Annotated in this window: 21 protein-coding genes and 1 tRNA gene; 9 read left to right on the plus strand and 13 right to left on the minus strand. The window is 70.9% G+C overall.

The features are described from left to right. Window positions 1–163 precede the first annotated feature (163 nt). From OG595_RS20395 to OG595_RS20420, 6 genes are all read right to left on the minus strand, one after another. Window positions 164–1,840, minus strand: coding sequence for a long-chain fatty acid--CoA ligase (locus OG595_RS20395; RefSeq protein ID WP_329273893.1), 1,677 nt, complete (start codon window positions 1,838–1,840; stop codon window positions 164–166). Between the two features lie 181 nt (window positions 1,841–2,021). Beyond that, window positions 2,022–2,603, minus strand: a complete 582-nt coding sequence (locus tag OG595_RS20400) for a SigE family RNA polymerase sigma factor (protein WP_329273894.1) — start codon at window positions 2,601–2,603, stop codon at window positions 2,022–2,024. A gap of 225 nt (window positions 2,604–2,828) precedes the next feature. Continuing rightward, window positions 2,829–3,995 (minus strand): lipid-transfer protein, encoded by a 1,167-nt coding sequence (locus tag OG595_RS20405; protein ID WP_329273895.1) that lies wholly within the window; start codon window positions 3,993–3,995, stop codon window positions 2,829–2,831. Further along, window positions 3,992–4,450 (minus strand): MaoC family dehydratase, encoded by a 459-nt coding sequence (locus OG595_RS20410; protein ID WP_329273896.1) that lies wholly within the window; start codon window positions 4,448–4,450, stop codon window positions 3,992–3,994. Before OG595_RS20410 ends, OG595_RS20405 begins: the two co-directional genes overlap by 4 nt. After that, complete coding sequence (locus OG595_RS20415) at window positions 4,447–5,592, minus strand: bifunctional MaoC family dehydratase N-terminal/OB-fold nucleic acid binding domain-containing protein (RefSeq protein ID WP_329273897.1); 1,146 nt, start codon at window positions 5,590–5,592, stop codon at window positions 4,447–4,449. The genes OG595_RS20410 and OG595_RS20415 overlap by 4 nt, the downstream gene beginning before the upstream one ends. A gap of 177 nt (window positions 5,593–5,769) precedes the next feature. Continuing rightward, a complete protein-coding gene (locus OG595_RS20420; protein WP_329273899.1) occupies window positions 5,770–6,075 on the minus strand; it encodes a hypothetical protein in 306 nt (101 codons plus the stop codon). Between the two features lie 412 nt (window positions 6,076–6,487). Here OG595_RS20420 and OG595_RS20425 point away from each other — a divergent pair, with 412 nt between their 5' ends. After that, window positions 6,488–7,354, plus strand: a complete 867-nt coding sequence (locus OG595_RS20425) for a bifunctional DNA primase/polymerase (protein ID WP_329273901.1) — start codon at window positions 6,488–6,490, stop codon at window positions 7,352–7,354. Between the two features lie 86 nt (window positions 7,355–7,440). Then, window positions 7,441–8,016: a hypothetical protein gene (locus OG595_RS20430; RefSeq protein WP_329273902.1), complete on the plus strand. Its 576-nt coding sequence runs from the start codon at window positions 7,441–7,443 to the stop codon at window positions 8,014–8,016. Window positions 8,017–8,178: 162 nt separating this feature from the next. Here the strand turns inward: OG595_RS20430 and OG595_RS20435 are convergent. Both OG595_RS20435 and OG595_RS20440 read right to left on the minus strand, forming a co-directional pair. After that, a tRNA-Ser gene (locus OG595_RS20435) sits at window positions 8,179–8,265 on the minus strand. A gap of 64 nt (window positions 8,266–8,329) precedes the next feature. Then, the gene (locus OG595_RS20440) at window positions 8,330–9,811 is read right to left on the minus strand and encodes a S1C family serine protease (RefSeq protein ID WP_329273903.1); all 1,482 of its coding nucleotides are present in this window, start codon (window positions 9,809–9,811) and stop codon (window positions 8,330–8,332) included. A gap of 287 nt (window positions 9,812–10,098) precedes the next feature. On the opposite strand from OG595_RS20440, the gene OG595_RS20445 reads away from it, so the two are divergent. From OG595_RS20445 to OG595_RS20455, 3 genes are all read left to right on the plus strand, one after another. Then, window positions 10,099–10,908, plus strand: a complete 810-nt coding sequence (locus OG595_RS20445) for a glycerophosphodiester phosphodiesterase (protein ID WP_329273904.1) — start codon at window positions 10,099–10,101, stop codon at window positions 10,906–10,908. Between the two features lie 197 nt (window positions 10,909–11,105). After that, window positions 11,106–11,744, plus strand: coding sequence for an ATP-binding protein (locus OG595_RS20450; RefSeq protein ID WP_329273906.1), 639 nt, complete (start codon window positions 11,106–11,108; stop codon window positions 11,742–11,744). Window positions 11,745–11,894: 150 nt separating this feature from the next. After that, on the plus strand, window positions 11,895–12,860 hold the full coding sequence (locus OG595_RS20455; protein WP_329273907.1) for a DUF5926 family protein: 966 nt from the start codon (window positions 11,895–11,897) through the stop codon (window positions 12,858–12,860). 233 nt (window positions 12,861–13,093) lie between these two features. Here the strand turns inward: OG595_RS20455 and OG595_RS20460 are convergent, their stop codons facing one another. Both OG595_RS20460 and OG595_RS20465 read right to left on the minus strand, forming a co-directional pair. After that, window positions 13,094–13,723, minus strand: a complete 630-nt coding sequence (locus OG595_RS20460) for a hypothetical protein (protein ID WP_329273908.1) — start codon at window positions 13,721–13,723, stop codon at window positions 13,094–13,096. A 56-nt stretch (window positions 13,724–13,779) separates the two neighbouring features. After that, a complete protein-coding gene (locus tag OG595_RS20465; protein WP_329273909.1) occupies window positions 13,780–14,454 on the minus strand; it encodes a bifunctional DNA primase/polymerase in 675 nt (224 codons plus the stop codon). Window positions 14,455–15,066: 612 nt separating this feature from the next. On the opposite strand from OG595_RS20465, the gene OG595_RS20470 reads away from it, so the two are divergent. From OG595_RS20470 to OG595_RS20485, 4 genes are all read left to right on the plus strand, one after another. After that, window positions 15,067–16,482: a PP2C family protein-serine/threonine phosphatase gene (locus OG595_RS20470; RefSeq protein ID WP_329273910.1), complete on the plus strand. Its 1,416-nt coding sequence runs from the start codon at window positions 15,067–15,069 to the stop codon at window positions 16,480–16,482. 123 nt (window positions 16,483–16,605) lie between these two features. Continuing rightward, window positions 16,606–18,072 (plus strand): aminopeptidase P family protein, encoded by a 1,467-nt coding sequence (locus OG595_RS20475; RefSeq protein ID WP_329273911.1) that lies wholly within the window; start codon window positions 16,606–16,608, stop codon window positions 18,070–18,072. A gap of 55 nt (window positions 18,073–18,127) precedes the next feature. After that, on the plus strand, window positions 18,128–19,534 hold the full coding sequence (pdxR, locus tag OG595_RS20480) for a MocR-like pyridoxine biosynthesis transcription factor PdxR (RefSeq protein ID WP_329273913.1): 1,407 nt from the start codon (window positions 18,128–18,130) through the stop codon (window positions 19,532–19,534). A 125-nt stretch (window positions 19,535–19,659) separates the two neighbouring features. Continuing rightward, on the plus strand, window positions 19,660–20,892 hold the full coding sequence (locus OG595_RS20485; RefSeq protein WP_329273914.1) for an MFS transporter: 1,233 nt from the start codon (window positions 19,660–19,662) through the stop codon (window positions 20,890–20,892). Here the strand turns inward: OG595_RS20485 and OG595_RS20490 are convergent. From OG595_RS20490 to OG595_RS20500, 3 genes are all read right to left on the minus strand, one after another. Next, window positions 20,867–21,700: a triphosphoribosyl-dephospho-CoA synthase gene (locus tag OG595_RS20490; protein ID WP_329273916.1), complete on the minus strand. Its 834-nt coding sequence runs from the start codon at window positions 21,698–21,700 to the stop codon at window positions 20,867–20,869. The genes OG595_RS20485 and OG595_RS20490 overlap by 26 nt on opposite strands. Window positions 21,701–21,709: 9 nt before the next feature. Then, window positions 21,710–22,651: an intradiol ring-cleavage dioxygenase gene (locus OG595_RS20495; RefSeq protein WP_329273918.1), complete on the minus strand. Its 942-nt coding sequence runs from the start codon at window positions 22,649–22,651 to the stop codon at window positions 21,710–21,712. Between the two features lie 133 nt (window positions 22,652–22,784). Beyond that, window positions 22,785–23,273, minus strand: a complete 489-nt coding sequence (locus OG595_RS20500; RefSeq protein WP_329273919.1) for an ATP-binding protein — start codon at window positions 23,271–23,273, stop codon at window positions 22,785–22,787. Window positions 23,274–23,406: the final 133 nt, after the last annotated feature.

Consider the following 23,406-nt stretch of genomic DNA (forward strand, 5'->3'; position numbering starts at 1 on the left):
AATTGATCGAATTGATCAAATCGATCGATATCCATCGGTGCCGGTCGGTGCGCTCCGCACATTCCGCATAAGTGGGGTGGGGCGATGTTTCACGTGAAACATCGCCCCACCCCACACATGTCAGCCACACATGTCAGCCACCCGCGTCGGGCCCGGTCGGCCGTCAGAGCTTGGTGACGTCCAACTCGCCCTCCGCGTACTGCTTGCGCAGAACCTTCTTGTCGAACTTGCCGACGCTCGTCTTCGGGACCGACTCGATGATCGTCCAGCGCTCCGGGAGCTGCCACTTGGCGATCTTGCCCTCGTCGGCGAGGAAGGCGCGCAGTGACGCGAAGTCGGCGGTCGAGCCCTCCGACAGTACGACCGTGGCCAGCGGGCGTTCGCCCCACTTGTCGTCGGGTACGGCCACCACGGCCGCCTCCATGACGTCCGGGTGGGCCATGAGGGCGTTCTCCAGGTCGACGGAGGAGATCCACTCGCCGCCGGACTTGATGACGTCCTTGGCGCGGTCGGTGAGCGTCAGGAAGCCGTCGGGGCTGATGGTGCCCACGTCGCCCGTCTTGAGCCAGCCGTCGTCGCTGAACTTGTCGGCGGGGCGCAGCGGTTCGCTGTCGGAGCCGTTGTAGTAGGAGCCCGCGATCCATGGGCCGCGCACTTCCAGCTCGCCGGCCGATTCGCCGTCCCAGGGGAGCCGCTCGCCTCCGGGGCCGCTCAGCCGGGCCTCGACGCTCGCCGGGAAACGGCCCTGCGTGAGGCGGTACGCGAACTCCGCCTCCGTGCCGACCGCATGGGCAGGCGGCCGGGCGATCGTGCCGAGCGGGGAGGTCTCCGTCATGCCCCAGGCGTGGCAGACGCGCATGCCCAGCTTGTCGAAGGCCGCCATGAGGGCGGGCGGACAGGCCGAGCCGCCGATGGTGACCTGGGTGAGGGACGAGACGTCCCGGGGGCGTGCGGTGAGCTCCGCGAGCAGGCCCTGCCAGATGGTGGGGACGGCGGCGGCGTGCGTCGGCCGAATCTTCTCGATCATCTCGGCGAGCGGGGCGGGCTGGAGGAACCGGTCTGGCATCAGCAGGTTTACGCCGGTCATGAAGGTCGCGTGGGGCAGGCCCCAGGCGTTCACATGAAACTGGGGGACGACGACAAGGGATGTGTCCTGGTCGGTCAGGCCCATGGACTGGGCCATGTTGACCTGGAGGGAGTGCAGATAGACGGAGCGGTGGCTGAACACCACGCCCTTGGGGTCGCCCGTCGTCCCGGAGGTGTAGCACATGGAGGCGCCCGTGCGTTCGTCCAGCTCGGGCCAGTCGTAGCCGGTCGGCTTCCCGGCGATGAGGTCCTCGTACTCGTGCACCTGGGCGTGCGACCCGGCAAGGGCGGAACGGTCACCGGGGCCGGAGATCACGACGTGCTCGACCGTCTTGAGGTGCGGGAGCAGCGGGGCGAGCAGCGGCAGCAACGAGCCGTTCGCGATGATCACCTTGTCGGCGGCGTGGTTGACGATCCAGGCCAACTGCTCAGGAGGCAGACGCAGGTTGAGGGTGTGCAGGACCGCGCCCATGGAGGGGATCGCGAAGTAGGCCTCGACATGCTCGGGGTTGTTCCACATCAGAGTGGCCACACGATCGTCGCCGACCACTCCGAGGTCGTCGCGCAGGGCGTGTGCGAGCTGTGCCGACCGGGTCCCGATCTCGGCGAAGGAGCGGCGCCGCGGCTCGGCCTCACCGGTCCAGGTGATGACCTGCGAGTCGCCGTGGATCGTCGACCCATGGGTCAGGATCCTTGAGATCAGCAGCGGTACGTCCTGCATGGTGCTCAGCACGGCGTCCTCCCGGGGCTTCATTGCCTACTCGGTGGTAAAGGTTGTGCTGATTCTGCGCACATACCGAGCGGTACGTCACTAGGGGAGAGTGATCGATCAGATCACGTCGTACCTCGGGAACTATCGGAGGTCACCAGAGGTTCCCATCCGGGAACCAACGGGCGCGTCGCCGACGGATCCACCGGCAGGGTTGCCGCCCGGGTTACCGGGCGAGCACCAGCTCAGGGTCCTCCCGCAGCTTGCCAAGGGCGCGCGAGACCGCCGACTTGACCGTACCCACCGACACCCCGAGCACCTCGGCCGTCTGGACCTCACTCAGATCCTCGTAGTACCGCAGCACCACCATCGCCCGCTGCCGCGCCGGCAGCTTCATGATCGCGCGCCACATCGCGTCGTGCAGCACCTGGTGGTCCGCCGGATCGCCGACCGGCGTCCCCTCGGGCTCGGGCAGCTCGTCGCAGATGAACTCGTCGACCTTCCGCTTCCGCCACTGCGACGTCCGCGTGTTCAGCAGCGCCCGGCGGACATAGCCGTCCAGCGCACGGTGGTCCTCGATCCGTTCCCACGCGACGTACGTCTTGGTGAGCGCCGTCTGCAACAGGTCCTCCGCGTCGCTCGGATTCGCGGTGAGCGAGCGGGCGGTGCGCAACAGCACCGGGCGGCGGGCCTTCACGTACGACGAGAAGGAGGGGTACGTGGGGTACGTGGGGTAGGACGCGAACGACAGGGTCTGCGTCGTCGGCGTAGCCGCGTTCGAAGCGCTCGTGCAGACGAGTGTGGTCATGGCTCTACGCTAGGTTCGCCCCCTACTCGGGCGGATCGGCCGCAGGTCCCGAAGCCACGTCCGCCTCAGGTTGTAGGAAGGGGGCTGCCTCCACCTCCTGAAGGTGGAGGCAGGGTACGGGACTATGAGGGTTCAACCCTGAGGGGTCGTACGGCAGTAGTACGGAGGCTGCTCCTCCAGTAGTAGTGGGAGCCGCGGGCCCAGCGGCCGACCGGACGCTCGCGCTCATCCGGCGGCCTCCAGCACCAGCCCCGAGGTCGGCACCCCCGTACCCGCCGTGACCAGCGCTCTTTCCGCGCCCGGTACCTGGTTGACGGAGGTCCCGCGGAGCTGTCGTACCGCCTCCGCGATGCCGTTCATGCCGTGCAGGTATGCCTCCCCGAGCTGGCCCCCGTGCGTGTTCAGGGGCAGTCCGTCGGCTGCGACGAAATCAGCCGCCTCACCCGGTGCGCAGAAGCCGAACTCCTCCAGCTGCATCAGCACGAACGGCGTGAAGTGGTCGTACAGGATGGCGACGTCGATGTCGGCCGGGCCCGCCCCGGCGGTCCGCCACAGCTGGCGGGCCACCACGCCCACCTCCGGGAGCCCGGTGAGGTCGTCGCGGTAGAAGCTGGTCATCTGCTCCTGTGCGCGCCCCGCGCCCTGGGCCGCCGCCGCGACAACCACCGGCGACTGCCGCAGCTCGCGCGCCCGTTCGACGGAGGTGACAACGACCGCCTGGCCGCCGTCCGTCTCCTGGCAGCAGTCCAGCAGGCGCAGCGGCTCGGCGATCCAGCGCGAGGCCGCGTGGTCGGCGAGGGTGATGGGCCGGCCGTGGAACCAGGCGGCCGGATTGGTCGCCGCGTACTTCCGGCCACGGACGGCGACCTGCCCGAACGCCTCCGCCGACAGCCCGTACGTGTACAGGTACCGCTGCGCAGCCATCGCCACCCAGGAGGCGGGCGTGAGCAGCCCGAACGGCAGCGACCAGCCGAGCGCCACCCCCTCCGCCGACGGCTCCCGCCGCTGCACCCCCGACCCGAACCGCCGCCCCGACCGCTCATTGAAGGCGCGGTAGCAGACGACGACCTCGGCCACCCCGGCCGCGACAGCGAGCGCGGCCTGCTGCACGGTCGCGCAGGCGGCACCCCCGCCGTAATGGACCCGGGAGAAGAAGGACAGCTCCCCGATCCCGGCGGCCTGCGCGACGGTGATCTCCGGACTGGTGTCCATGGTGAACGTGACCATGCCGTCCACGTCGGCCGGCGTCAGCCCCGCGTCGTCGAGCGCGGCCCGCACCGCCTCCACGGCCAGCCGCAGCTCACTGCGCCCCGAGTCCTTGGAGAACTCGGTGGCCCCGATGCCCGCGATGGCCGCCCGGCCACCGAGGTCGTCGCGCGCGTGCAGGGTCACGGGGTGCCTCCCGAGGCCGAGGGGGGTACGAAGACGGTCACCGTTCCGGACACGTGCCTGCCGATCCCGTTCACCCCGAGGACGCGTACGACGGCCGTCCCACCGTCGCCCTCACCTTCGGCCTCGCTATCGCCATCGCTATCACCGTCGCTATCGCCTTCGACGTCCTCGATACGGCCGGTCAACACCATCGTGTCGCCGGGGTAATTGGGGGCGCCGAGACGGATGGCGAGCTTGCGCAGTACCGCGGTCGGCCCGAAGCAGTCGGTGACGTACCGTCCCACCAGCCCGTTCGTGGTGAGGATGTTCATGAAGATGTCGGGGGAGCCCTTCGCCCGCGCCGACTCGGCGTCGTGGTGCACGTCCTGGAAGTCACGGGACGCGATGGCCCCGGCGACGATCAGTGTGCGAGTGATCTCGATCTCCAGCGGCGGCAGTTCGTCCCCGGCCCTCATCCGCCCACCTCCGCGGGCAGGTCGCCCCGGAACACCGGAAGCGCGGGCTGCCCCTCCTCGTACCGTACGAACTCCAGCCGCACCGGCATCCCGATCCGCACCTTGTCGTACGGCACACCCACCACGTTGCTGACGATCCGCACGCCCTCCGCGAGCTCGATCAGCCCGACCGCGTAGGGCGGGTCGAAGGCCGGGAAGGGCGGGTGGTGCAGGACGACGTACGAGAAGACGGTGCCGTCGCCGGACGCCTCGACGGTGTCCCACTCGCCGTTGCCGCAGGCATTGCACCCCGGCAGCCATGGGAAACGGAGGGTACGGCACCCGAGGCAGCGTTGGACGAGGAGTTGGTGCCGGTCGACACCGTCCCAGAATCCGGCGTTGTCGCGGTTGATGACTGGCCGGGGACGGGTGGGGGTGCGGGTGGGGGTAGGGGTGACAGTGGGGGTAGGGGTGACAGTGGGGGTCGGGGTGGGGGTGGAGGTGGGGGTGGCCTGAGGTTTCTGCCCCGCAGGCATCTCCTCAGGCGTCTTCTCGGGTGACTTCTCGGGTGTCTCAGGGGCGTGTGAGGGGGCGTACGTGCGTACCGGCGCGTACTTGAGGATCCGGAAGCGATGGGTGCCCACCGGCTCAGCGTCCACACGTACATCCGTCCGGGTCGTGACGAAGTACCCGGTGCCCAGCTTGGTGGTCTTGGGCCCGGAGACCGACTCGACGACCGAGTCGAAGGCGACCCGGTCCCCCGGTCGCAGGGGCCGCAGATACTCCTGCTCGCAGTCGGTGGCGACGACCGAGGTGCAACCCGCGCCGTCGAGCAGGGCGAGCAGTTCCTCGTACGCGGCCGAGCGGCCCGGGTTCCCGGAGAGGCCGCCCATGGTCCACACCTGGAGCATGGCGGGCGGCGCGACGGCGTCCGGCCCGGCGTACGCCGGACTGCCGTCCCCCAGCGCCTCGCACCAGTGCCGGATCATCGGCTCGTTGACGGGATCCTTGCCGACACCGCCGCTGACGGCGGGGCGTCCTTCGAACGCGGCGAGCTGCTCGGCGAGTTGGCCGCCAGCCGGATCACCGAGCCGGGAATCGGACCGATGACGGGGCTGATGACCGGATGGGTGGCTGGGTAGGTGACTGGGTACGTGGCTCACGGTTTCTGACTGTCCGTCAGATACTGGAGGGTGTCAATAGGGCTTCAACGGCTCGGGAAACGTCTGCGCGGCGACACGAATCACGTGCCGCCGCGCAGACGCGTTACCACCCCATGAAGCGCTCCCCACCAGGGAGTTCAGGACCGCCGGGGACCCACACCCCCGCCGGCCCACGGCTCACCAGAGGTTGGTGAAGTTGACGACGGCGTTGGACTGGTCGATGGCTGTGAAGGCCGAACCGTTCACCTGTGCCGTGTTGTTCTGGTTCGAGGCGCCGGAACCGACCGCCTGCTGCTGCGAGGTGGACGAGTTGCCGTTGTTGTTGCCGCCCACGCCGCTGCCGATGATGCTGGCGACGGCCGCGTTCGATCCGTCGTCCGCGAAGGCGCCGTTGTCCGCCGTCGCGACGCCGCCGAAGAGCGCGGCGGCGAGGGGCAGAGCCGAGACGGCGGCGAGAACGCGGGCGGTACGGATGCTTGCCATGTCTGTTCCTCCAGAACATGTACGCCCCGGCTCCGTGCCGGACCATACGAAGTACGTGTGATGCGTGGTGCGTGAACTACCGCTGATCCCAAAGCAGTTGGCCGTCCGCCCTGGTCCTCTGTCGCCGCCGTGCACTGCGTCGCGAGATCAGAGTTGCCCATCGAATCCCCGTCGAACCACACCGGAACCTCTCATTCCCCCTGAAGCGTGATGACAAGTCGATAAACCCTCTTCACTGCATGGAAGTCGCAGGTCAGGCCAGTAGGGGTGATTCACGCCAGACCAGTACGGGTGACACCCAAGGGGCACAAGGGCTGAAGCGTTCCCGCACATTTCCAGCCATTCCGCCGAAACGGTCACACCTCACCGGCGCACCCTTCCCTTTTTCGAACATGAGTACGAACATGGAGGCATGGCCACCACCGACCGGCAGGCCACGACGCTGGCCCTCGCACACGCCCTGTCAGCCGCCGAACGCGGACTGGCCGTCATCCCCCTGTCCCGGACGAAACTCCCGGCCCTGCGCTCCCCCCACCGCGACGACCCGTCCCCGGCCCCGTGCCACGGGGAGTGCGGAGCCATGGGCCACGGGGTGTACGACGCCACGACCGACCCGTCCCGCATCCGCGAACTCTTCGCCGCCGCCCCCTGGGCCACCGGCTACGGCATAGCCTGCGGTCTGCCCCCGCACCACCTCATCGGCGTCGACCTGGACACCAAGTCGGGCACCGACTCCTCCGCGGCCCTGCGCGAACTGGCCCTGCGCCACCTCTTCACGATCCCCGAGACAGTGGTCGTCCTGACCCCGTCCGGCGGGCGCCACCTCTGGCTGACCGGCCCCCCGGACGCCGTGATCCCCAACTCCGCGAGCCGACTGGCCCCCGGCATCGACATCAGGGGAGCCGGCGGCTACCTCGTCGGCCCCGGCTCACGCACCGAACACGGCGTCTACGGCACGGCCCCCGGCACGGCCCACCTGACCCCGGCCCTCTGCCCACCGTCCCTCCTGCGCCTCCTCCTCCCGCCGCCCCGCACCCACCGCTCCGCGTCCCCCACGCCGGGTGAACACGGCCAGGGCCTGGTCCAGTTCGTCCTCGCGGCCCACGAGGGCCAACGCAACACCCGCCTCTTCTGGGCAGCCTGCCGCGCGTACGAGAACGACATCGGGCCCGCCCTCCTGACCCCACTCGTGGAAGCGGCCGTACAGACGGGACTCACGGAACGGGAGGCGCGGGCCACGATTGCCTCGGCGGCGCGGATGACGAGGTGGCGGGGGTAGGAGGCCGGACCGGGGCTGGCGAACCGGAGGACGGGACGATGAGCACACGTGGACAGGGCCGGCGAACACCGATGTGCTCACTCTGGATGGCTGGTGACTGGTGGCTGGAGGTGTACGAGCACGGCATGCAGGCCGTCCACGCCTTCTGCGACCCTCCTGATCTGTGCCCGCACGACGCCCCGCGTCCCTCCGTCCGGCCGGACAGCGAGGCATACCTCGCGGATATCGGCGGGCACTTCGATCCTCTTGCCGGCGTCTACCTGGACCAGCCGATGGCGGTCCAGGTGCGGATGATCACCTGCCAAACTGGCCCCTTGTGTGTCGCGGCAGGGCGGCACCCAGTGGGAGGGACGGATCGCGGGATGCCCCGATGGATAGTGCTGGCCATACCTGTCGCCGGTGTGGCAGATGCAGACAGCGAAGCGCGTACCGTCGCGGAGTTCGAAGGCAGCCCCGAAGAAGCGGAGACGGCTCTGCTGGAGGCGGCGAACACCTACAAGCACGGCAGCGGGAAGGTGCGCCGCCGCGAGATCTTCAAGTCCTCCAGTCGGTCCTACTTCATCCGCATCCAGGGGCGTTGGGCGACGCACAGCCTCCTCGTTCAGCTCGCCGAGCTGGTCCACGACTCCGACGCGGAGTCTGTGGGCAAGCCCCTCGGCTGAGGACCAGGCGCCACAGGAGTTGAGCCAGGGCCCGCGATTCCTGGCCCACAGATGGACCGTACGTACTGGTCAACGGTGGGATACAGACGAGCCGGGGTGAACGCAGAAGGGGTGCCTCCCACTGGGAGGCACCCCTTCTGACCTGCACGCATATGACCTGCGCGGAAGCGGTGAGATTCGAACTCACGGTGACATCGCTGCCACGACGGTTTTCAAGACCGTTCCCTTAGGCCGCTCGGGCACGCTTCCCCGCGCCGGGTCTGATCGGCTCGGCGCGGGACAAGAGTAACGGGTCCTCGTGTGCGCCCGTGGGTCAGCTGTCGCCCTCGCGGGAGCCAAGGGTCAGTTCGACCGTCTTTGACTTGCCGTCACGCTCGTAGGTGATCTGGACCTTGTCGCCGGGCTTGTGGGTCCAGATCTCGCCGATCAGGGTCGGGCCGCTGTCGATCACGTGGTCGTCGAGCTTGGTGATGACGTCGCCGGGCTTCAGGCCGGCCGCTGCGGCCGGGCCGCCCGCCTCGACGGGGTCGGTGGCGTCCGTGCTCTTCTGGCTGATCTGCGCGCCGCCCGTGCCCTCGGTCAGGGTGACCGAGGCGCCGATCTTGGCGTAGACCGGCTTGCCGGTCTTGATCAGCTGCTGGGCGACGTACTTGGCCTGGTTGATCGGGATGGCGAAGCCCAGGCCGATCGAGCCGGACTGGCCGGTGCTCAGGCCGCCGTTGCTGGAGGACTGGATCGCCGAGTTGATGCCGATGACGTTGCCCGCCGCGTCGAGCAGTGGGCCGCCGGAGTTGCCCGGGTTGATCGACGCGTCCGTCTGCAGGGCGCTCATGTACGACGCCTTGCTGCTGGCGCTGCCGTCGCTGGAGGCCACCGGGCGGTTCTTGGCGCTGATGATGCCCGTGGTCACCGTGTTGGAGAGGCCGAAGGGCGCGCCGATCGCGATCGTCGAGTCGCCGACGGCCACCTTGTCGGAGTCGCCGAGGGTGAGCGGCTGGAGGTCCGACGGGGCGTTCTTGAGCTTGATGACCGCCACGTCGTAACCCTGTGCGTGGCCGACGATCTCGGCGTCGTACTTCTTGCCGTCGGGGAAGGTGGCCGTCAGCTTGCCGCCGTCGACCGCGTCCGCGACGACGTGGTTGTTGGTGACGATGTGGCCCTGGGTGTCGAAGACGAAGCCCGTACCGGTGCCGCCCTCGCCGCTGGAGCTCTCGGCCTCGATGGTGACCGTGCTCGGCAGCGCCTTGGCCGCCACGCCCGCGACCGTGCCCGCGGCGCGCTTCAGGTCGCCGCCGCTCTGCTGTGCGGCGGAGACCGTCGTCGACGTGGTGGAGTCGTCGTTGTCCTTGGCCAGCGTGTAGCCGAGGCCGCCGCCCAGGCCGCCCGCGACCAGCGCGGCCACCAGCACGGCGGCGAACAGGCCGCCGCGCCCGGACTTCGGCTTCGGCTGCTGGTCGTACGTCGCGCCCCAGGGCGCGCCCGTGTCGCCGCCGCTTCCGCCGTCCATGTACGACGGTGTCGCCGGCGGCGGGGGCGGCGGCCAGGCGCCCGCCTCGGGGCCCGGCGCGGCGCCCTGTCCTGCCTCCGGCGCTCCCGCCGACGCGTACGCCGGTACCTGGTCCGCGTACGCCGGTTCCGGCTCCGGTACGCCCGGGGCGCTCGAAGGCACCGGCGGGAGTTGAGTCGTCGGGGCCTCGGGGGTGGTGGCCTGCGGGGAGGCAGCAGGAGTTTCCACCGGCACGGGAGGTGCGGACGGGGCCGGGGGTACCACAGTGCCCTCGTTCTCGGTGCTCACAGCTCTGTCTCCTCGATCCACGGCTGTCCTGGTCGGTCGCACTTGGTCACGTCCGATCACGTATGTGGGTACCCGTTTACACGGGTACGCGGTCGGTACGTTTCAGCTGTGCGTGTCCTTTTGTATGCCGTCAGCTTTTCCCACGGGCCGTCAGGGCACCATAAGCGGTGCCTGTGGGTCCGGGATCATCCTTTATATCTGACAGATCACACAAACATGTATATCTGTTACGCGCGCGGGGTGGCCGCCACGTCACGACCGCCCTCCGACGGTGACACCATGACCCGGTGACCCAAGCACGACAGCACCCGATCCAGGTCGTCGCCCACCGCGGAGCCTCCGAAGAGGCACCCGAGCACACACTGGCCGCCTACAAGAAGGCGATCGAGGCCGGCGCCGACGCCCTGGAGTGCGACGTACGGCTGACCGCGGACGGCCATCTCGTCTGCGTCCACGACCGCCGCGTCAACCGTACGTCCAACGGCCGCGGCGCGGTCTCCGCCCTGGAACTCGCCGACCTCGCCGCCCTGGACTTCGGTTCCTGGAAGAACGGCGACGAGGCACCCGACTGGGAGCACCGCCCGGAGGACCGCGAGGACACCTCCGTACTCACCCTGGAGCGGCTGCTCGAACTCGTCGCCGACGCCGGGCGGCGGGTGGAACTGGCCATCGAGACCAAGCACCCCACGCGCTGGGCGGGCCAGGTCGAGGAGCGGCTCCTGTTCCTGCTCAAGCGGTTCGGGCTGGACGCCCCGGAGTCCCCGGCCGATTCGCAGGTGCGGGTGATGAGTTTCTCGGCGCGTTCGCTGCACCGCGTCCGGGCCGCCTCGCCGACGCTGCCGACGGTCTATCTGAACCAGTTCCTCTCGCCCCGGCTGCGTGACGGCCGGCTGCCCGTGGGAGTCCGGATCGCGGGCCCCTCCATCCGGATCGTGCGCAGCCACCCGGCGTATGTCGAGCGGCTGAAACGCGCCGGTCACCGGGTGCACGTCTGGACCGTGAACGAGCCCGCGGACGTCGACCTCTGTGTCGGCCTCGGCATCGACGCCATCATCACCAACCGCCCGGGCGCGGTTCTGCGGCAACTGGGCCGCTGACCAGCCGCGCTCCCGCGGCTCCGGGAGCCCCACGGCCGCGGGCGGCCTCTTACCCGACTCCGACCCCGGTTCGTGCCGGGGCTCTTGACCTGGCGGTCCCGGTGAGGAAACCTCCACCTTCGGCCATACCGTCGAAATCCAGCCACTCGGTCACAGGGAGTGCACCGGCGCGTTCGTTCCGTACTCGATCACCGCGAGTGCGTCATAGAAGGCGGAACGGACGGTTTCCGGTACAGGCCAAAGGGGCATTCACACCGTGGCGTGGGGCAAAGGAGGTCTCGGGGGTGGCGTTGGTGGTGGCACAGGAGGTGCCCACGTCGTCGAGCATGGCCGTTCCCCATGGCCCTGCGGGCGTGGGCAGAGCAAGGCACCGGATGCGCGATCAGCTGCGCACGGGCGGTGTGTCGGAATCGGTCATCGACGACGCGGTGTTGATCCTGTCCGAACTCTTGAGCAATGCGTGCAAACACGGTCGGCCACTGGGCGAGGCCCTGGCCGGTGACGGCGATGTCCGGGCCGCGTGGCGCGTCGACACCGGTGGCAGACTCACCGTCGAGGTGACGGACGGCGGCGGTCCGACCCGCCCGGTTCCGGCGACTCCCTCGGTGACGGCGCACGGTGGGCGCGGGCTGAACATCATCACGGCGCTGGCCAACGACTGGGGTGTCCGCGACGACACCCGCGGCGAGGTCACGGTGTGGGTCGTCGTCAACGACGACGTCCACGACCCGGACGCGGGTCACCGGCGCACCGACTTCGCCACCCGCGTCACGGCGCGCTCGATGTCCGCGATACCCGACCTGGACTTCGCGGACGCGTTCGACGACATGGACTGACGGACCGGCTGACGGCGCACCGTCGGCCGGACTTGTCCACAGGTCCGGCCACCGGTGCGCGGTCCGTTGTCCACAGGGTCCCGTCGGCCGTCGTACGAGCGGCTAGGCTCGCGCCAGTACGAGACGAGCCGTAACCGGGAGACACCCACGATGGCCAAGAAGCGACCCCAGACGAAGGCCTCGCGGCCTCAGCTGTCCGACCGCGAGATCCCGGTTGTCGGTGCCCGCGAGCCCTGCCCCTGCGACAGCGGCCGGCGCTACAAGGCCTGCCACGGCCGGGCCGCCGCGCACGCGGTGACCGAACTGGTGCACCGGCCCTTCGAGGGCCTGCCCGGCGAGGGCGACTGGGTGGCCCTGCGCGAGCTGGTCCCCGCCGCCACCGTGGAGCTGACCCTGAAGGCCGGCCTCCCCGAGGGCGTTCCCTCCGTCACACTCGCGACGGTCCTGCCGATGGCCTGGCCCGCCCTGCGCCGCGACGACGGCTCGGTCCTGCTCGGTCTGCAGAACGACACGTCGTCCGGCGACATCAGCCGCGACCTCGCCGACACCCTCCAGCGCGCGCTCGCAGCGGAGCCCGGCACACCCGTCCAGGGCCGCCGCGCCCCGGCCGATGGCCCGCGACTGCAGGACCTGCTCGACCCCGAAGGCGTGTTCGAGCCAGTTGTGCACACGGGGTTCGAGTTCTGGGTTCCGGACGCGCAGAACGCCACGGCGGACGTCACCGCGTCCCTGGAGCGTGCGAACGACGCAGCCATCCCGACCGTGAAGCTCACGGGCGTCGACGCCGCGTACTGGTGCGAGACCCCGGACAAGAACCACCTGCGCTGGGTGATGCCGCACGGCGAGGAGCAGTTGCTCGACGCCCTCGCGCGGCTGCACGCGGCCGGTCAGGCCGGTCTGGGCGAGGGCACCCGTCTGGTGGGCTCGTTCCGGGCGCACGGCCTCATCGTCCCGGTCTGGGACCTGCCGACCGGCGTCACCGCGGAGGACGTCGAGAAGCCGGCCGCCGAGTTCGCCGACCGTCTCGCCACCGCTCTGGCCTCGGACGTCCCGCTCACCCCGGAAGAGCGCCGCGCCCGCGGTGGCCTGACCAACCGACAGGTGACGCTCAGCTGACACACAGTCGGATCCGCCCGCCGCGACCGGGGTGACTCCTGTCACAACTCCCCGTGAGAACAGCGGAATCGGTGTCCGAATAGCCGAGATCGAATTTGCGAACCGCCGATCTCTTGTTAGCGTTGCGGTAGCCCGGTTGCTGGTGCATCCCCCGTCGCCAGCAACCGGGTCTTTCTGTGTCCGGAGGTCCAGCAGGAGCCCGCGCGGCGTTCTGTACGGAACCGCGCCGCACGTCAACTCCCGTCGAGCGCCCCGGAGTTGCTCCCCGATCGCAGCAGCAGCGGACTCTCCGCGGCATCCGCCGCCATCGCCGCGTCACCCGCCGGACCTGCCGCCGCCGCGAACTCCGCGACCGCCGTGTACGCCCCCGGCTCGCCCGCCGTGCGCTCCCTCGGCGTCTCGCACACCCCCGGCTCGTCCTCCGCGCCCACCGGACACCGCAGTTGCACGGTGCGGGCACCGGGCCCCATGAGGCTCAGTACGGACGTGAGTGCGTGGCCGGTCGCGTTGCGGTAGTAGGTGCGCGCCCAGGTCTCCTCCCCCTGGGACAGCACACAGGTCTGCGCCTCGATGCCGTCGGGGGAGGTGAGTTCGGGACCGCAGCGGGCGGCCGTGGCGAGCCCCAGGCCCAGCAGCAGCGGGGAGCCGGTGGCGTCGACGGAAGCGGCGGGCGGATCGGCGGCCTCTCGCGCCTTGCCGTCCACCGGGCCGTCCCGCAGGCCGTCCCGGGGGCCTTCTTCCGGCGTCAGGGAGAGGAGGGCGTCGCGGTCCGCGTCGCCGACGGGCCCCGCGGACGCCACGGCCAGCGGCAGGGCGACCGTGAGCGCCACGACGCCCGAGAGCGCGAGCAGACGGAGGTTCATGGAGGTGAAGATAACGACAGGGGACGGGCGCCCGGTTGCCCGCGCGCCCGACACCCCTACAACTCGGGCGCGCTCACACCCGTACGAGTGAGGGCCTCGACCACGGCGTCCACCACGGCCTCGACATCGGGTACCCAGGGCGAGGCCGAGCCGGGCAGCGGTGCGCGCTCCCAGCGGATCTGGCCCTGGCCGGTCTCGGACGGGGGCAGCGCGATGTAGCCGCCCTCGCTGTGGAAGCGGAGGGAGCCGGGCACGAAGTCCTTCGCGTACAGCAGCTCGCCCAGCTGTTCCATCGTGTACGGCTTCACGAGCAGCGACCAGCGGGTGGGCGCCGCCACGACCGGACCCAGGCGCATGCCCTTGCGGTCCAGGGCTTCGAGGGCGCGGGCCGCGGCCGGGGCCGGCAGGCTCACCGCGCACGGGGCCACGCCGCCCGTGGCGAGGATGATGGGGGCCGTCGGCCGGTTGGTCCACCACCAGCGCACCATGCGCTCGTCGGTGGTGGCCGCGAGCAGGCCGGGGTCGAACGGGTGAGCGCCGGGAACCGTGCACTCCGGATCCGGGCAGCCGCAACGGGCACGCCCCTGTGGATCCGGTGCCACGCCCGGGAGTACGGGCCACTGCCATCCGGTCGCGAACGTCAGAGCCGCGCCGAGGACCTCAGGCTTCCCGCCGTCACGCCGGGACAGGAGCCTGCGTCGCCTTCCGAGCCTTCCGAGGATCTCGCGCATGAGCGCTCGTTCCTTTCCGTTGCACGCCTGGCAACACCGTGGGCCACATCACACCATGTGTCGATCACTTCACTGTGCGTATCTTCTGGGGCTTCCCAACCTGCGAGAGGCAAGGGGAAGCCCCCTGTCGTGCGCCGAGCGCCGAGCGTTGGTTACGTCCGCGTCCATACTGCGTTCATCAAAAGCATGGGCATGGCGCGGGGTGGCGGAGTCTGGCGTTTTGCCGTCCCGCGTGTTCCCTCCGCCTCCGCCAAGGGAGGATGGGGCACGGTCGTCGGTGGTAAAGACGCCCGGGTCCGTCGCCAGGTTCCGGGCGGTTGCACAACCACCCCTGGGCCTTCACCGAGAACGTACCCACCAAGACCGCTGTGACGCTCCGTCGAACCAGGCCAGTCGACCGCAATAACCCGCTACCCGAGTCAGTTTTAAGCCAACTTCGCTTTTCCGCAAGGGGACCCCGGCAAACCCACGGACACCAGGAATCCCGGCAGGACAATGCTGGACATCCCCTCACGAGTGCGTGTACATGTGGAGACACTGCTAGCGGCGCAGAATCACATGGGGGTTTGCGATGCTATTGAGCAATAAGCGCCGGTCGGAAGGCCGGACGCCATGAACGCCCCTCACCTCCCGAAAGTGGCTGGAATCGATGCCACGGTTCCCTCGCCCGCACACACTGTCGCGCCCGCGCCCGTATCACCGGACACCCCAGCAGACACACCCGCGCTGACCTGCCCGAACGGCCCCGGCATCCTCCTTCAGGACCGCCTCGCCGGCTGGGTGTCCGACCTCACAACGCTGCATGAGCTCACCGAACGGCTGGCGCGCACGGGAGTACTCGCCGACGCACTCCAGGAGCTGCTGCGCGCCGGAGCCGCTCTCGTGGGCGCCCGGCGCGGTCTCGTCGTCCTGGAACCCGGTGACGGTCTGGGCCCCGACACCACCATCGGCCTGGGGCTGGCCCGCGCCGACCTCGGGCACATCGAGACGGTCCCGCGCGGCGCGATGCCGTACGGGCAGCTCCTCGACACGGCCGCCGGGCTGCCCGGCGGCGAGAGCGAAATCACACACCCGGACCTCCTCGCCGAGGACGGTCTCGACCCCCGCCACCGCGAGGTGGCCGCCCGCCTCGGCTACGCGGCGAGCTACGCGCTCCCCCTGTCGACCGAGTCCGCGGGCCGCCTCGGCGCGGCCGTCTGGCTGTACGACGAACCCGCGGAGCCGGTCGAACGGCAGCGCCACCTCGTCGGCCTGTACGCGCGGTTCGCGACAGAGCACCTGGCGCGGCTGGTCGAAGTGGAGCGCACGCGCGCGTGCGTGCGGACGATCTCCGAGGAACTGCTGCCCGCCCGGCTGCCCCGGACGGCCGGCGTCCAGCTGGCCGCCCGGCACCGCACCGGTCCGCGCGGCGGCGGCGACTGGTACGACGCGCTGCCGCTGCCGGACGCGGCCCTGGGCCTCGCCGTGGGCGCGGTGACCGGCTCCGGGCCGAGCGCCGTCGCCGCGATGGGCCGGCTGCGGGCCTCCCTGCGCGCGTACGCCGTGATGGAGGGCGAGGACCCGGTGGCGGTCCTCTCCGACCTGGAGCTGCTGCTGAGGCTCACCGAGCCGGCCCGCTGCGCCACCGCCCTGTTCGCGTACTGCGAGCCCGCGCTGCGCAAGATCACGCTGGCCGGCGCCGGGCACTGCCCGCCCCTGCTGATCGGCGAGCGGCGCACGGAGTTCGTGGAGACCACCGTGTCGGCGCCGCTCGGGATGCTCGCCTGCTGGGAGGCGCCCAGCGTGGAGTTCCGTACCGAGCCCGGAGAGACGGTTCTGCTCTACACCGACGGGCTGCTGCACCGCACCGGCGAACCCGTGGACCGGGCCTTCTCCCGGCTGCACGCGGCGGCGGCGAGCGTGCCCCGGCAGCTGCGGGACGACCCGGGCGCCATCGCGGACCACGTCCTGCGGAGCATGCTGCCGGACGAGCTGGACGCGTCGGACGGTCAGGAGGACGTCGTACTGCTGTCGGCGCGGTTCGAGTGAGCGGCCGGACATCCGGCCGGACATATGGCCGGTCGTCCGGTGGATCCCCTTTCGCGCCTCTGGGCCCTGTCCCGTACGACCGTACGATGGACGGGGTCCAGTGCCGTATCTAGGAGGATGACCGTGGCGGACGAGCTCAATCCGGTGACCCCGGAGACTGAGACCGAGCCCGAAGAGCCGATCAAGCAGCGGAAGAACGGCCTGTACCCGGGCGTCTCCGACGAGCTTGCCGAGAACATGAAGTCCGGCTGGGCCGACACCGAGCTGACGGGCCTGGAGCCCATCGCGCAGGCCGCTCACACGGCCGCCCGCCGCGCCGCGCTCTCCGCGCGCTTCCCGGGCGAGCGGCTGGTGATCCCCGCGGGCAACCTGAAGACGCGTTCGAACGACACGGAGTACCCCTTCCGCGCGTCGGTCGAGTACGCCTACCTGACCGGCAACCAGACGGAGGACGGCGTCCTCGTCCTGGAGCCGACGGCCGAGGGCCACAGGGCGACGATCTATCTCCTCCCGCGCTCCGACCGCGAGAACGGTGAGTTCTGGCTCTCCGGGCAGGGCGAGCTGTGGGTCGGCCGTCGGCACTCGCTCACCGAGGCCGAACAGGTGTACGGCATTCCGGCCGCGGACGTCCGCGAGCTCGCCGCCGCGCTGACGGAGGCCACCGGGCCGGTGCGGGTCGTACGCGGGTTCGACGCCGGTATCGAGGCCGCGCTGACCGACAAGGTCACCGCCGAGCACGACGACGAACTGCGGGTCTTCCTGTCCGAGGCGCGGCTGGTCAAGGACGACTTCGAGATCGGTGAGCTGCAGAAGGCCGTCGACTCGACGGTGCGCGGCTTCGAGGACGTGGTGAAGGTCCTCGACAAGGCCGAGGCGACCTCCGAGCGGTACATCGAAGGGACGTTCTTCCTCCGCGCGCGGGTCGAGGGCAACGACGTCGGCTACGGCTCCATCTGCGCGGCCGGTCCGCACGCCTGCACGCTGCACTGGGTGCGCAACGACGGGGCCGTGCGCTCCGGTGAGCTGCTGCTGCTGGACGCGGGCGTCGAGACGCACACGTACTACACGGCCGACGTCACCCGGACGCTCCCGATCAACGGCACGTACACCGAGATCCAGAAGAAGATCTACGACGCGGTGTACGACGCCCAGGAGGCCGGGATCGCCGCGGTGAAGCCCGGCGGCAAGTACCGGGACTTCCACGACGCGGCGCAGCGGGTGCTGGCCGAGCGGATCGTGGAGTGGGGGCTCGTCGAAGGGCCCGTGGAGCGGGTGCTGGAGCTGGGGTTGCAGCGGAGGTGGACGCTGCACGGCACCGGGCACATGCTCGGCATGGACGTTCACGACTGCGCCGCGGCTCGGGTCGAGTCCTACGTCGACGGGACGCTGGAGCCGGGGATGGTGCTGACCGTCGAGCCCGGGTTGTACTTCCAGGCCGATGATCTGACCGTACCTGTGGAGTATCGGGGTATCGGGGTGCGGATCGAGGACGACATCCTGGTGACCGAGGGTGGTAACCGGAACCTTTCGGCCGGGCTTCCTCGTCGCTCCGACGAAGTGGAGGCTTGGATGGCCTCCCTGAAGAGCTGATCTTCCGGCTGCGGGCAGTTCCGTGACTGAGCGCGCCCACGCGGCGGAGCCGCACATGTCACAGCCCCGCGCCCCTGTCGGCGTCGGTCTGGACCTGCATCTGGAGTTCGCCGTCGGTGAAGGGCGCCGTGGCGGGCTTGAGCGCGCCCTGCGGGATGCCGTGCGGGACGGACGGCTCGCGCCCGGGGCCCTGCTGCCCGCCACTCGGCGGCTCGCCGAGGAGTTGGGGATCTCCCGGGGGACCGTCAAGGCGGCCTACGACCAGCTTGTCGCCGAGGGTTTTCTGACCGCTCGGCAGGGGGCCGGTACACAGGTCGCCGCGCTGTCCTCCGCGGCCGCCGAACCGCCGGAGGCACAGGCACGCGCGCGTGTGCCCCGGTTCGATCTGCGGCCCGGCAGTCCGGATGTGGGGACGTTCCCGGCGGACGCCTGGCTGCGGGCGCTGCGCCGGGCCATCGCGTCGGCGCCCTCCCTGGCGTACGACTACGGCGATCCGCGCGGCCGGATCGAGCTGCGGACGGCGCTGTCCGGCTACCTGGGGCGGGCCCGAGGGGTGCTCGCGCCGCCCGAGCGGATCGTGATCACCTCCGGGTACGTGCAGGGGCTCGCGCTCCTCACGCGGGTGCTGGACGGCGCCACGGTCGCCATGGAGGACCCCGGGCTGCCCTTCCACCGGGAGGTCGTACGCCGGGCCGGCGGACGGGTCGTGCCTGTGGGCGTCGACGAACGCGGCGCCCGTGTCGAGGAGTTGGCCGCCCGGCGCCAGGTCTCCGCGGTGGTCGTCACGCCCGCCCATCAGTACCCGACCGGCGTCACCCTGCACCCGGCACGGCGGCGGGCGCTCACCGACTGGGCACGCGCGCGTGACGGGCTGATCGTCGAGGACGACTACGACGGGGAGTTCCGGTACGACAGACAGCCGGTCGGCGCACTTCAGGGAATGGCCCCCGGGCAGGTCGCCTACATCGGCACCGCCTCCAAGACGCTCGGGCCCGCCCTGCGCCTGGGCTGGATGGTGCTGCCGCCGTACCTCGTCGACGCGGTCGCCGACGCCAAGCTGCACAGCGACCACCACACGGAGACCATCGGCCAGCTGGCTCTCGCCGAACTGATCACCAGCCACGCCTACGACCGGCACGTGCGCGCGTGCCGCCTGCGCTACCGGCGCCGGCGGGACCGGCTCGTCGAACTGCTGGGCGCCCGCCGGAACGTGCGCGGGATCGCGGCCGGGCTGCACGCCCTGGTGGAGGTGGCCGACGAGGCGGCGGTCCTGGCGCGGGCCGAGGAGGCCGGGCTCGCGGTCGGGCATCTCGGGGAGCACTGGCACGCGCCGGGCGAGGGGCCGGAGGCGGGGGCGGCGGGAGGCCGGGCGCAGGGGCTGGTCGTGGGGTACGGGACGCCTCGGGAGCGGGTGTACCCGGAGGCGCTTGAGGTGCTCGGGCGGGTTCTGGAGGGTGGCTGAGCACGGTTTCCCGGGAGGGAATCAGGAGTGGCGTCCGGGAATGGCGTCCGGCGTGAAATTGGGCCATGAAAGGGCGCGACTATTGGGCCTGCCCATCGGTCCACCGGGCTTCTAACGTCGTCCGTATGAACAACACCCTCGTCCCGCCCGCAGGCCCGCAGCGCGTCCTCGCCCTGGCCCAGCTGACCAACTCGGTCGGCGACGGGGCGTACTACGTCACCTCCGCCCTCTACTTCACCCACGTCGTCGGACTCGCCCCCGCGCGCGTGGGGCTCGGGCTGACGCTCGCCTGGGCCGTCGGTTCGCTGGTCGGGGTGCCGCTCGGGAGGCTCGCCGACCGGCGCGGGGCGCGCGGCACCGCCGTACTGCTGGCGCTCGCCACGGGGACCGCGGTGGCGTCCTTCCTGGTCGTGCGGGGCTTCGTGCCGTTCGTGATCGCGGCCTGTGCCTACGCGTCCGCGCAGTCGGGGCTGGCGGCGGCCCGGCAGGCGCTGCTCGCCGGGCTGGTGACCCCCAAGGACCGCACGCGGCTGCTCGCGCACCTCCAGTCCACCCTCAACGCCGGTCTGGCGGTGGGCGCCGGGCTCGGCGGCCTCGCGCTGAACGCCGGGACGCGGGCGGCGTATCTCGGGGTGTTCGCGCTGGACGCGGTGAGTTTCCTGGTGTGCGCGGGGCTGCTGCTGCGGCTGCCGTCGGTGGCGCCCGTCGCCGTGACGACGTCGCGGGGGCTCGGTGTGCTGCGCGACCGGCCGTACGTCGTCGTGACGCTGCTCAACACCGTGCTGCTGCTGCGCATGCCGTTGCTCAGCCTCGGAATCCCGCTCTGGATCACCGAGCGGACCGGTGCTCCGGCCTGGGTCGTCTCCGCGCTGTTCGTGCTCAACACGGGCGCGGTGATGGTGTTCCAGGTGCGGATGGCGCGCGGGGTGTCGGGGCTCGCGTCGGCCACCCGCGCGGTGCGGCGCTCCGGGTGGGTCATGCTCGCGGCGTGCGCGGTGTTCGCCCTGTCGGCGGGGCTGAGCCCCTGGGTGGCCGTCGGTGTCCTGGTGGTCGGCGCGGTGCTCCAGGTCGTCGCCGAGATGGGGCAGTCGGCGGGCTCCTGGCAGCTGTCGTTCGAGCTGGCCCCGGCCGACCGGGTCGGCGAGTACCAGGGCTTCTTCGGCACCGGCGTCACCGTGGCCCGTACCGCGGGGCCCCTCGTCCTCACCACGCTGCTGGTGGGCTGGGGGACCCCGGGGTGGCTGCTGCTGGGCGGCGTCACGCTGGTGGCGTCGTACGCGATGGGGCCGGCGGCCCGGAAGGCGGCCGTCGGCGGACGGTCGGGCGCGGCCGTCAGGCGGCCCGTGTCAGTGAGCTGACGGGCAGGGAGTCCAGGAACAGAGCCCCCGCGAAGAGGCCGGCGCTGCCGCGGGGGCTCCACGCGCGCGCGTGGAGGTCGTCGTCGAAGGCGGTCAGCGCCGCGGCGCCCGCCTCCGTGGACGTGCCGCCCGCCTCCAGGATGCCGCGGGCGCCCGCCTGGACGTGGCGCAGGCCGAGCGGGCCCGCCGTGTACAGCAACTCGGTGTCCTGGAGCGTCGACATGACGGTCAGCAGGGCGTCGAGGCGGGCCTCCGCCTCCGTCGCGCCGGTCGAGCGGGCGGTGGCGAGGGCGTCCAACGCCCGCTTCACGTGCGGGAATCCGGCCCTCGCCTCGCCCCGGGCGCCGGCCGCGCCGTACTTCGCCGACACCGAGGAGCCCCGGGAGGGCCTGCGCGGGGCACGCTTGTCGGGGTGGGAGGCGATGCGCTTGGCGGCTGCGGCGACGTCGAGCGCCTTGGCCCGGGGGTCCAGGGCGGCTGCCGCGACCAGCAGGCCGAGCGCCCACAGGGCGCCCCGGTGGCCGCCGCCCGCCAGCGCCACCGAGTGCTCGGTGGACCGGCCGATCGCACCGAGTTCCGTACGGAGCGCGGGAGTCGGTTCGCCGGTGCGGCGGGCCGCGGCGGCCATCGCCGCGAGGCCGGGCGCGAGCGCCTTGGCCGACCAGCGCAGGGCGAGTTGGTCCTTGCGCGTGGCACGGGCGTCGAGATCGCGCGGGTCGGGCAGGCCCGGCTTGGGAGCCAGGGCCAGCTGCCCGGTCAGCGCGTCCACGGCGGCCAGCGCCAGCGCCTCGTCCTCACGGCTGCTCATGGCCGCAGCCTACGAGGAAGCCGAGGCGGATGGTGAGGCACTTTCGGTCGGAGCGTCCGTCGGGGGTTCGCCACTCGGGGGCGTACCGCCGCCTCCGCCGCCGCTGCCCGCGCCGGTGTTCTCGGCGTCCGGGTCGATGCCGAGGGTGATGAAGCCCTTGTAGCCCTTGGAGACGTCCTTCTTGTGGACCGGCTCCAGGGTGAGCAGACCGCTGGAGGCGCCGCCACCGTCGTACACCATGTCGTTGGCAAGGGTGGTGTAGCTGCCGGAGTGCTTCGAGTAGGGCTCCAGGGCGAAGATGCCCTCGGCCGCGTCGTCGGGGAAGAACAACTGGCCGGTGTAGTTGACCGTGCCGCCCTCGTAGGTGCCGTCCTCCTTCTGGCCGCCGGTGTGGACCTTGAGGTGGATGTGGCAGGTGCGCGGGGTGTACCAGCCGGGGAAGATCGTCTCGAACTTGACGACCCCGTTGGCGTTGGCGATCTGGTAGCCGCGCAGATAGGTGTTGTCGTCGGCGGTGGAGCCGTCCTCGCTCTCGGCGGGGGCCGAGCCGCCGGGGTTGGCGGTGGTGTAGCCGGAGTAGTAGCCCCAGGCGTCGCAGTGCCAGATCTCCACGGCCGCGCCGGCTACCGGGGCGCAGGACTCGGTGGTGTCCTGCACGGTGATGCGCAGGGTCAGCGGGACACCTGCCTTGCCCTCGGTGATGTTCTTTCTCACCAGCGCGTTGTCGAGGTAGTACGGCCCCTCGGTCACGCTGGACATGAGCACGCAGGTGCCGCCGCTCCCGCTCGCCGTGGCGGACGCCGTGGCGTCGGCGGTGGCCGTGGTCGTCGTCTCGTCGGCGAAGGCCGACTGGTAGCCCGCGACCACGAGTCCGCCGGCGGCGACCGTGCCTCCGGTCACCGCGAGTGCGCGGCGCCGGCTGATCGTTGTGTCCCTGTGGTTTCCCGTCATGATCAGAAAACTAGGGACGGCGTCCGTCAGGAACATGGGCGCGGACTGAGAGCCGCCTGTGAAGCGTGAGAAACCTGAAACCTGTGGTTGCCCGACGCGCGGCACCGCTGCGGACCGGCTGCCTCCGGCGCCGTCACACCGCCATCAGCGGCGCGTCCTTCTGCCACTTGAGGATCTTGTCGAAGCTGACCACCGCGCCGCCCCGGCCCGGCTTGTTGCCGATGGTGACGTGGTCGGCGAGTTCCTCGATCAGCGACAGCCCCCGCCCGTTCTCCGCGTCGTACGGGACGGCGGCCACGGGCGTCGGCCGACGCGGGGCCTCCGGGACCGCCGGGCTCGCCTGCACCGCCGGAAAGCCGGGACCCGAATCGGTGACCTCGATGCGGCACTTCTCCCCGTCGAGGTACGCGGTGACGCGATAGGCCCCGCGGGAGTCGTCGCCGTGCCCGGTGTCCCCGCCGTGCTCGACGGCGTTCGCACAGGCCTCGCTGAGCGCGACGGAGAGGTCGAAACAGATGTCGGGGTCGACGCCCGCCGTCTCCATGGTGCCCAGCAGCAGGCGTCGGGCGAGCGGGACGCTCGCAGCGTCACGCCGAAGATGGAGTGACCACCAGATGCTCATGCTCCAGCCTCCAGGCCGCGGCTCGACATACCTGTACGTATTGCCGCCAGTGGCGGTGTGTAAGCACGCAGTTGACGTGATGCCGCCCATACGGGGGATGTATCGAGGGATGCAATCGGTGTATGTGGTGCAT

This window comes from Streptomyces sp. NBC_01451, assembly GCF_036227485.1.
GTDB lineage: Bacteria > Actinomycetota > Actinomycetes > Streptomycetales > Streptomycetaceae > Streptomyces.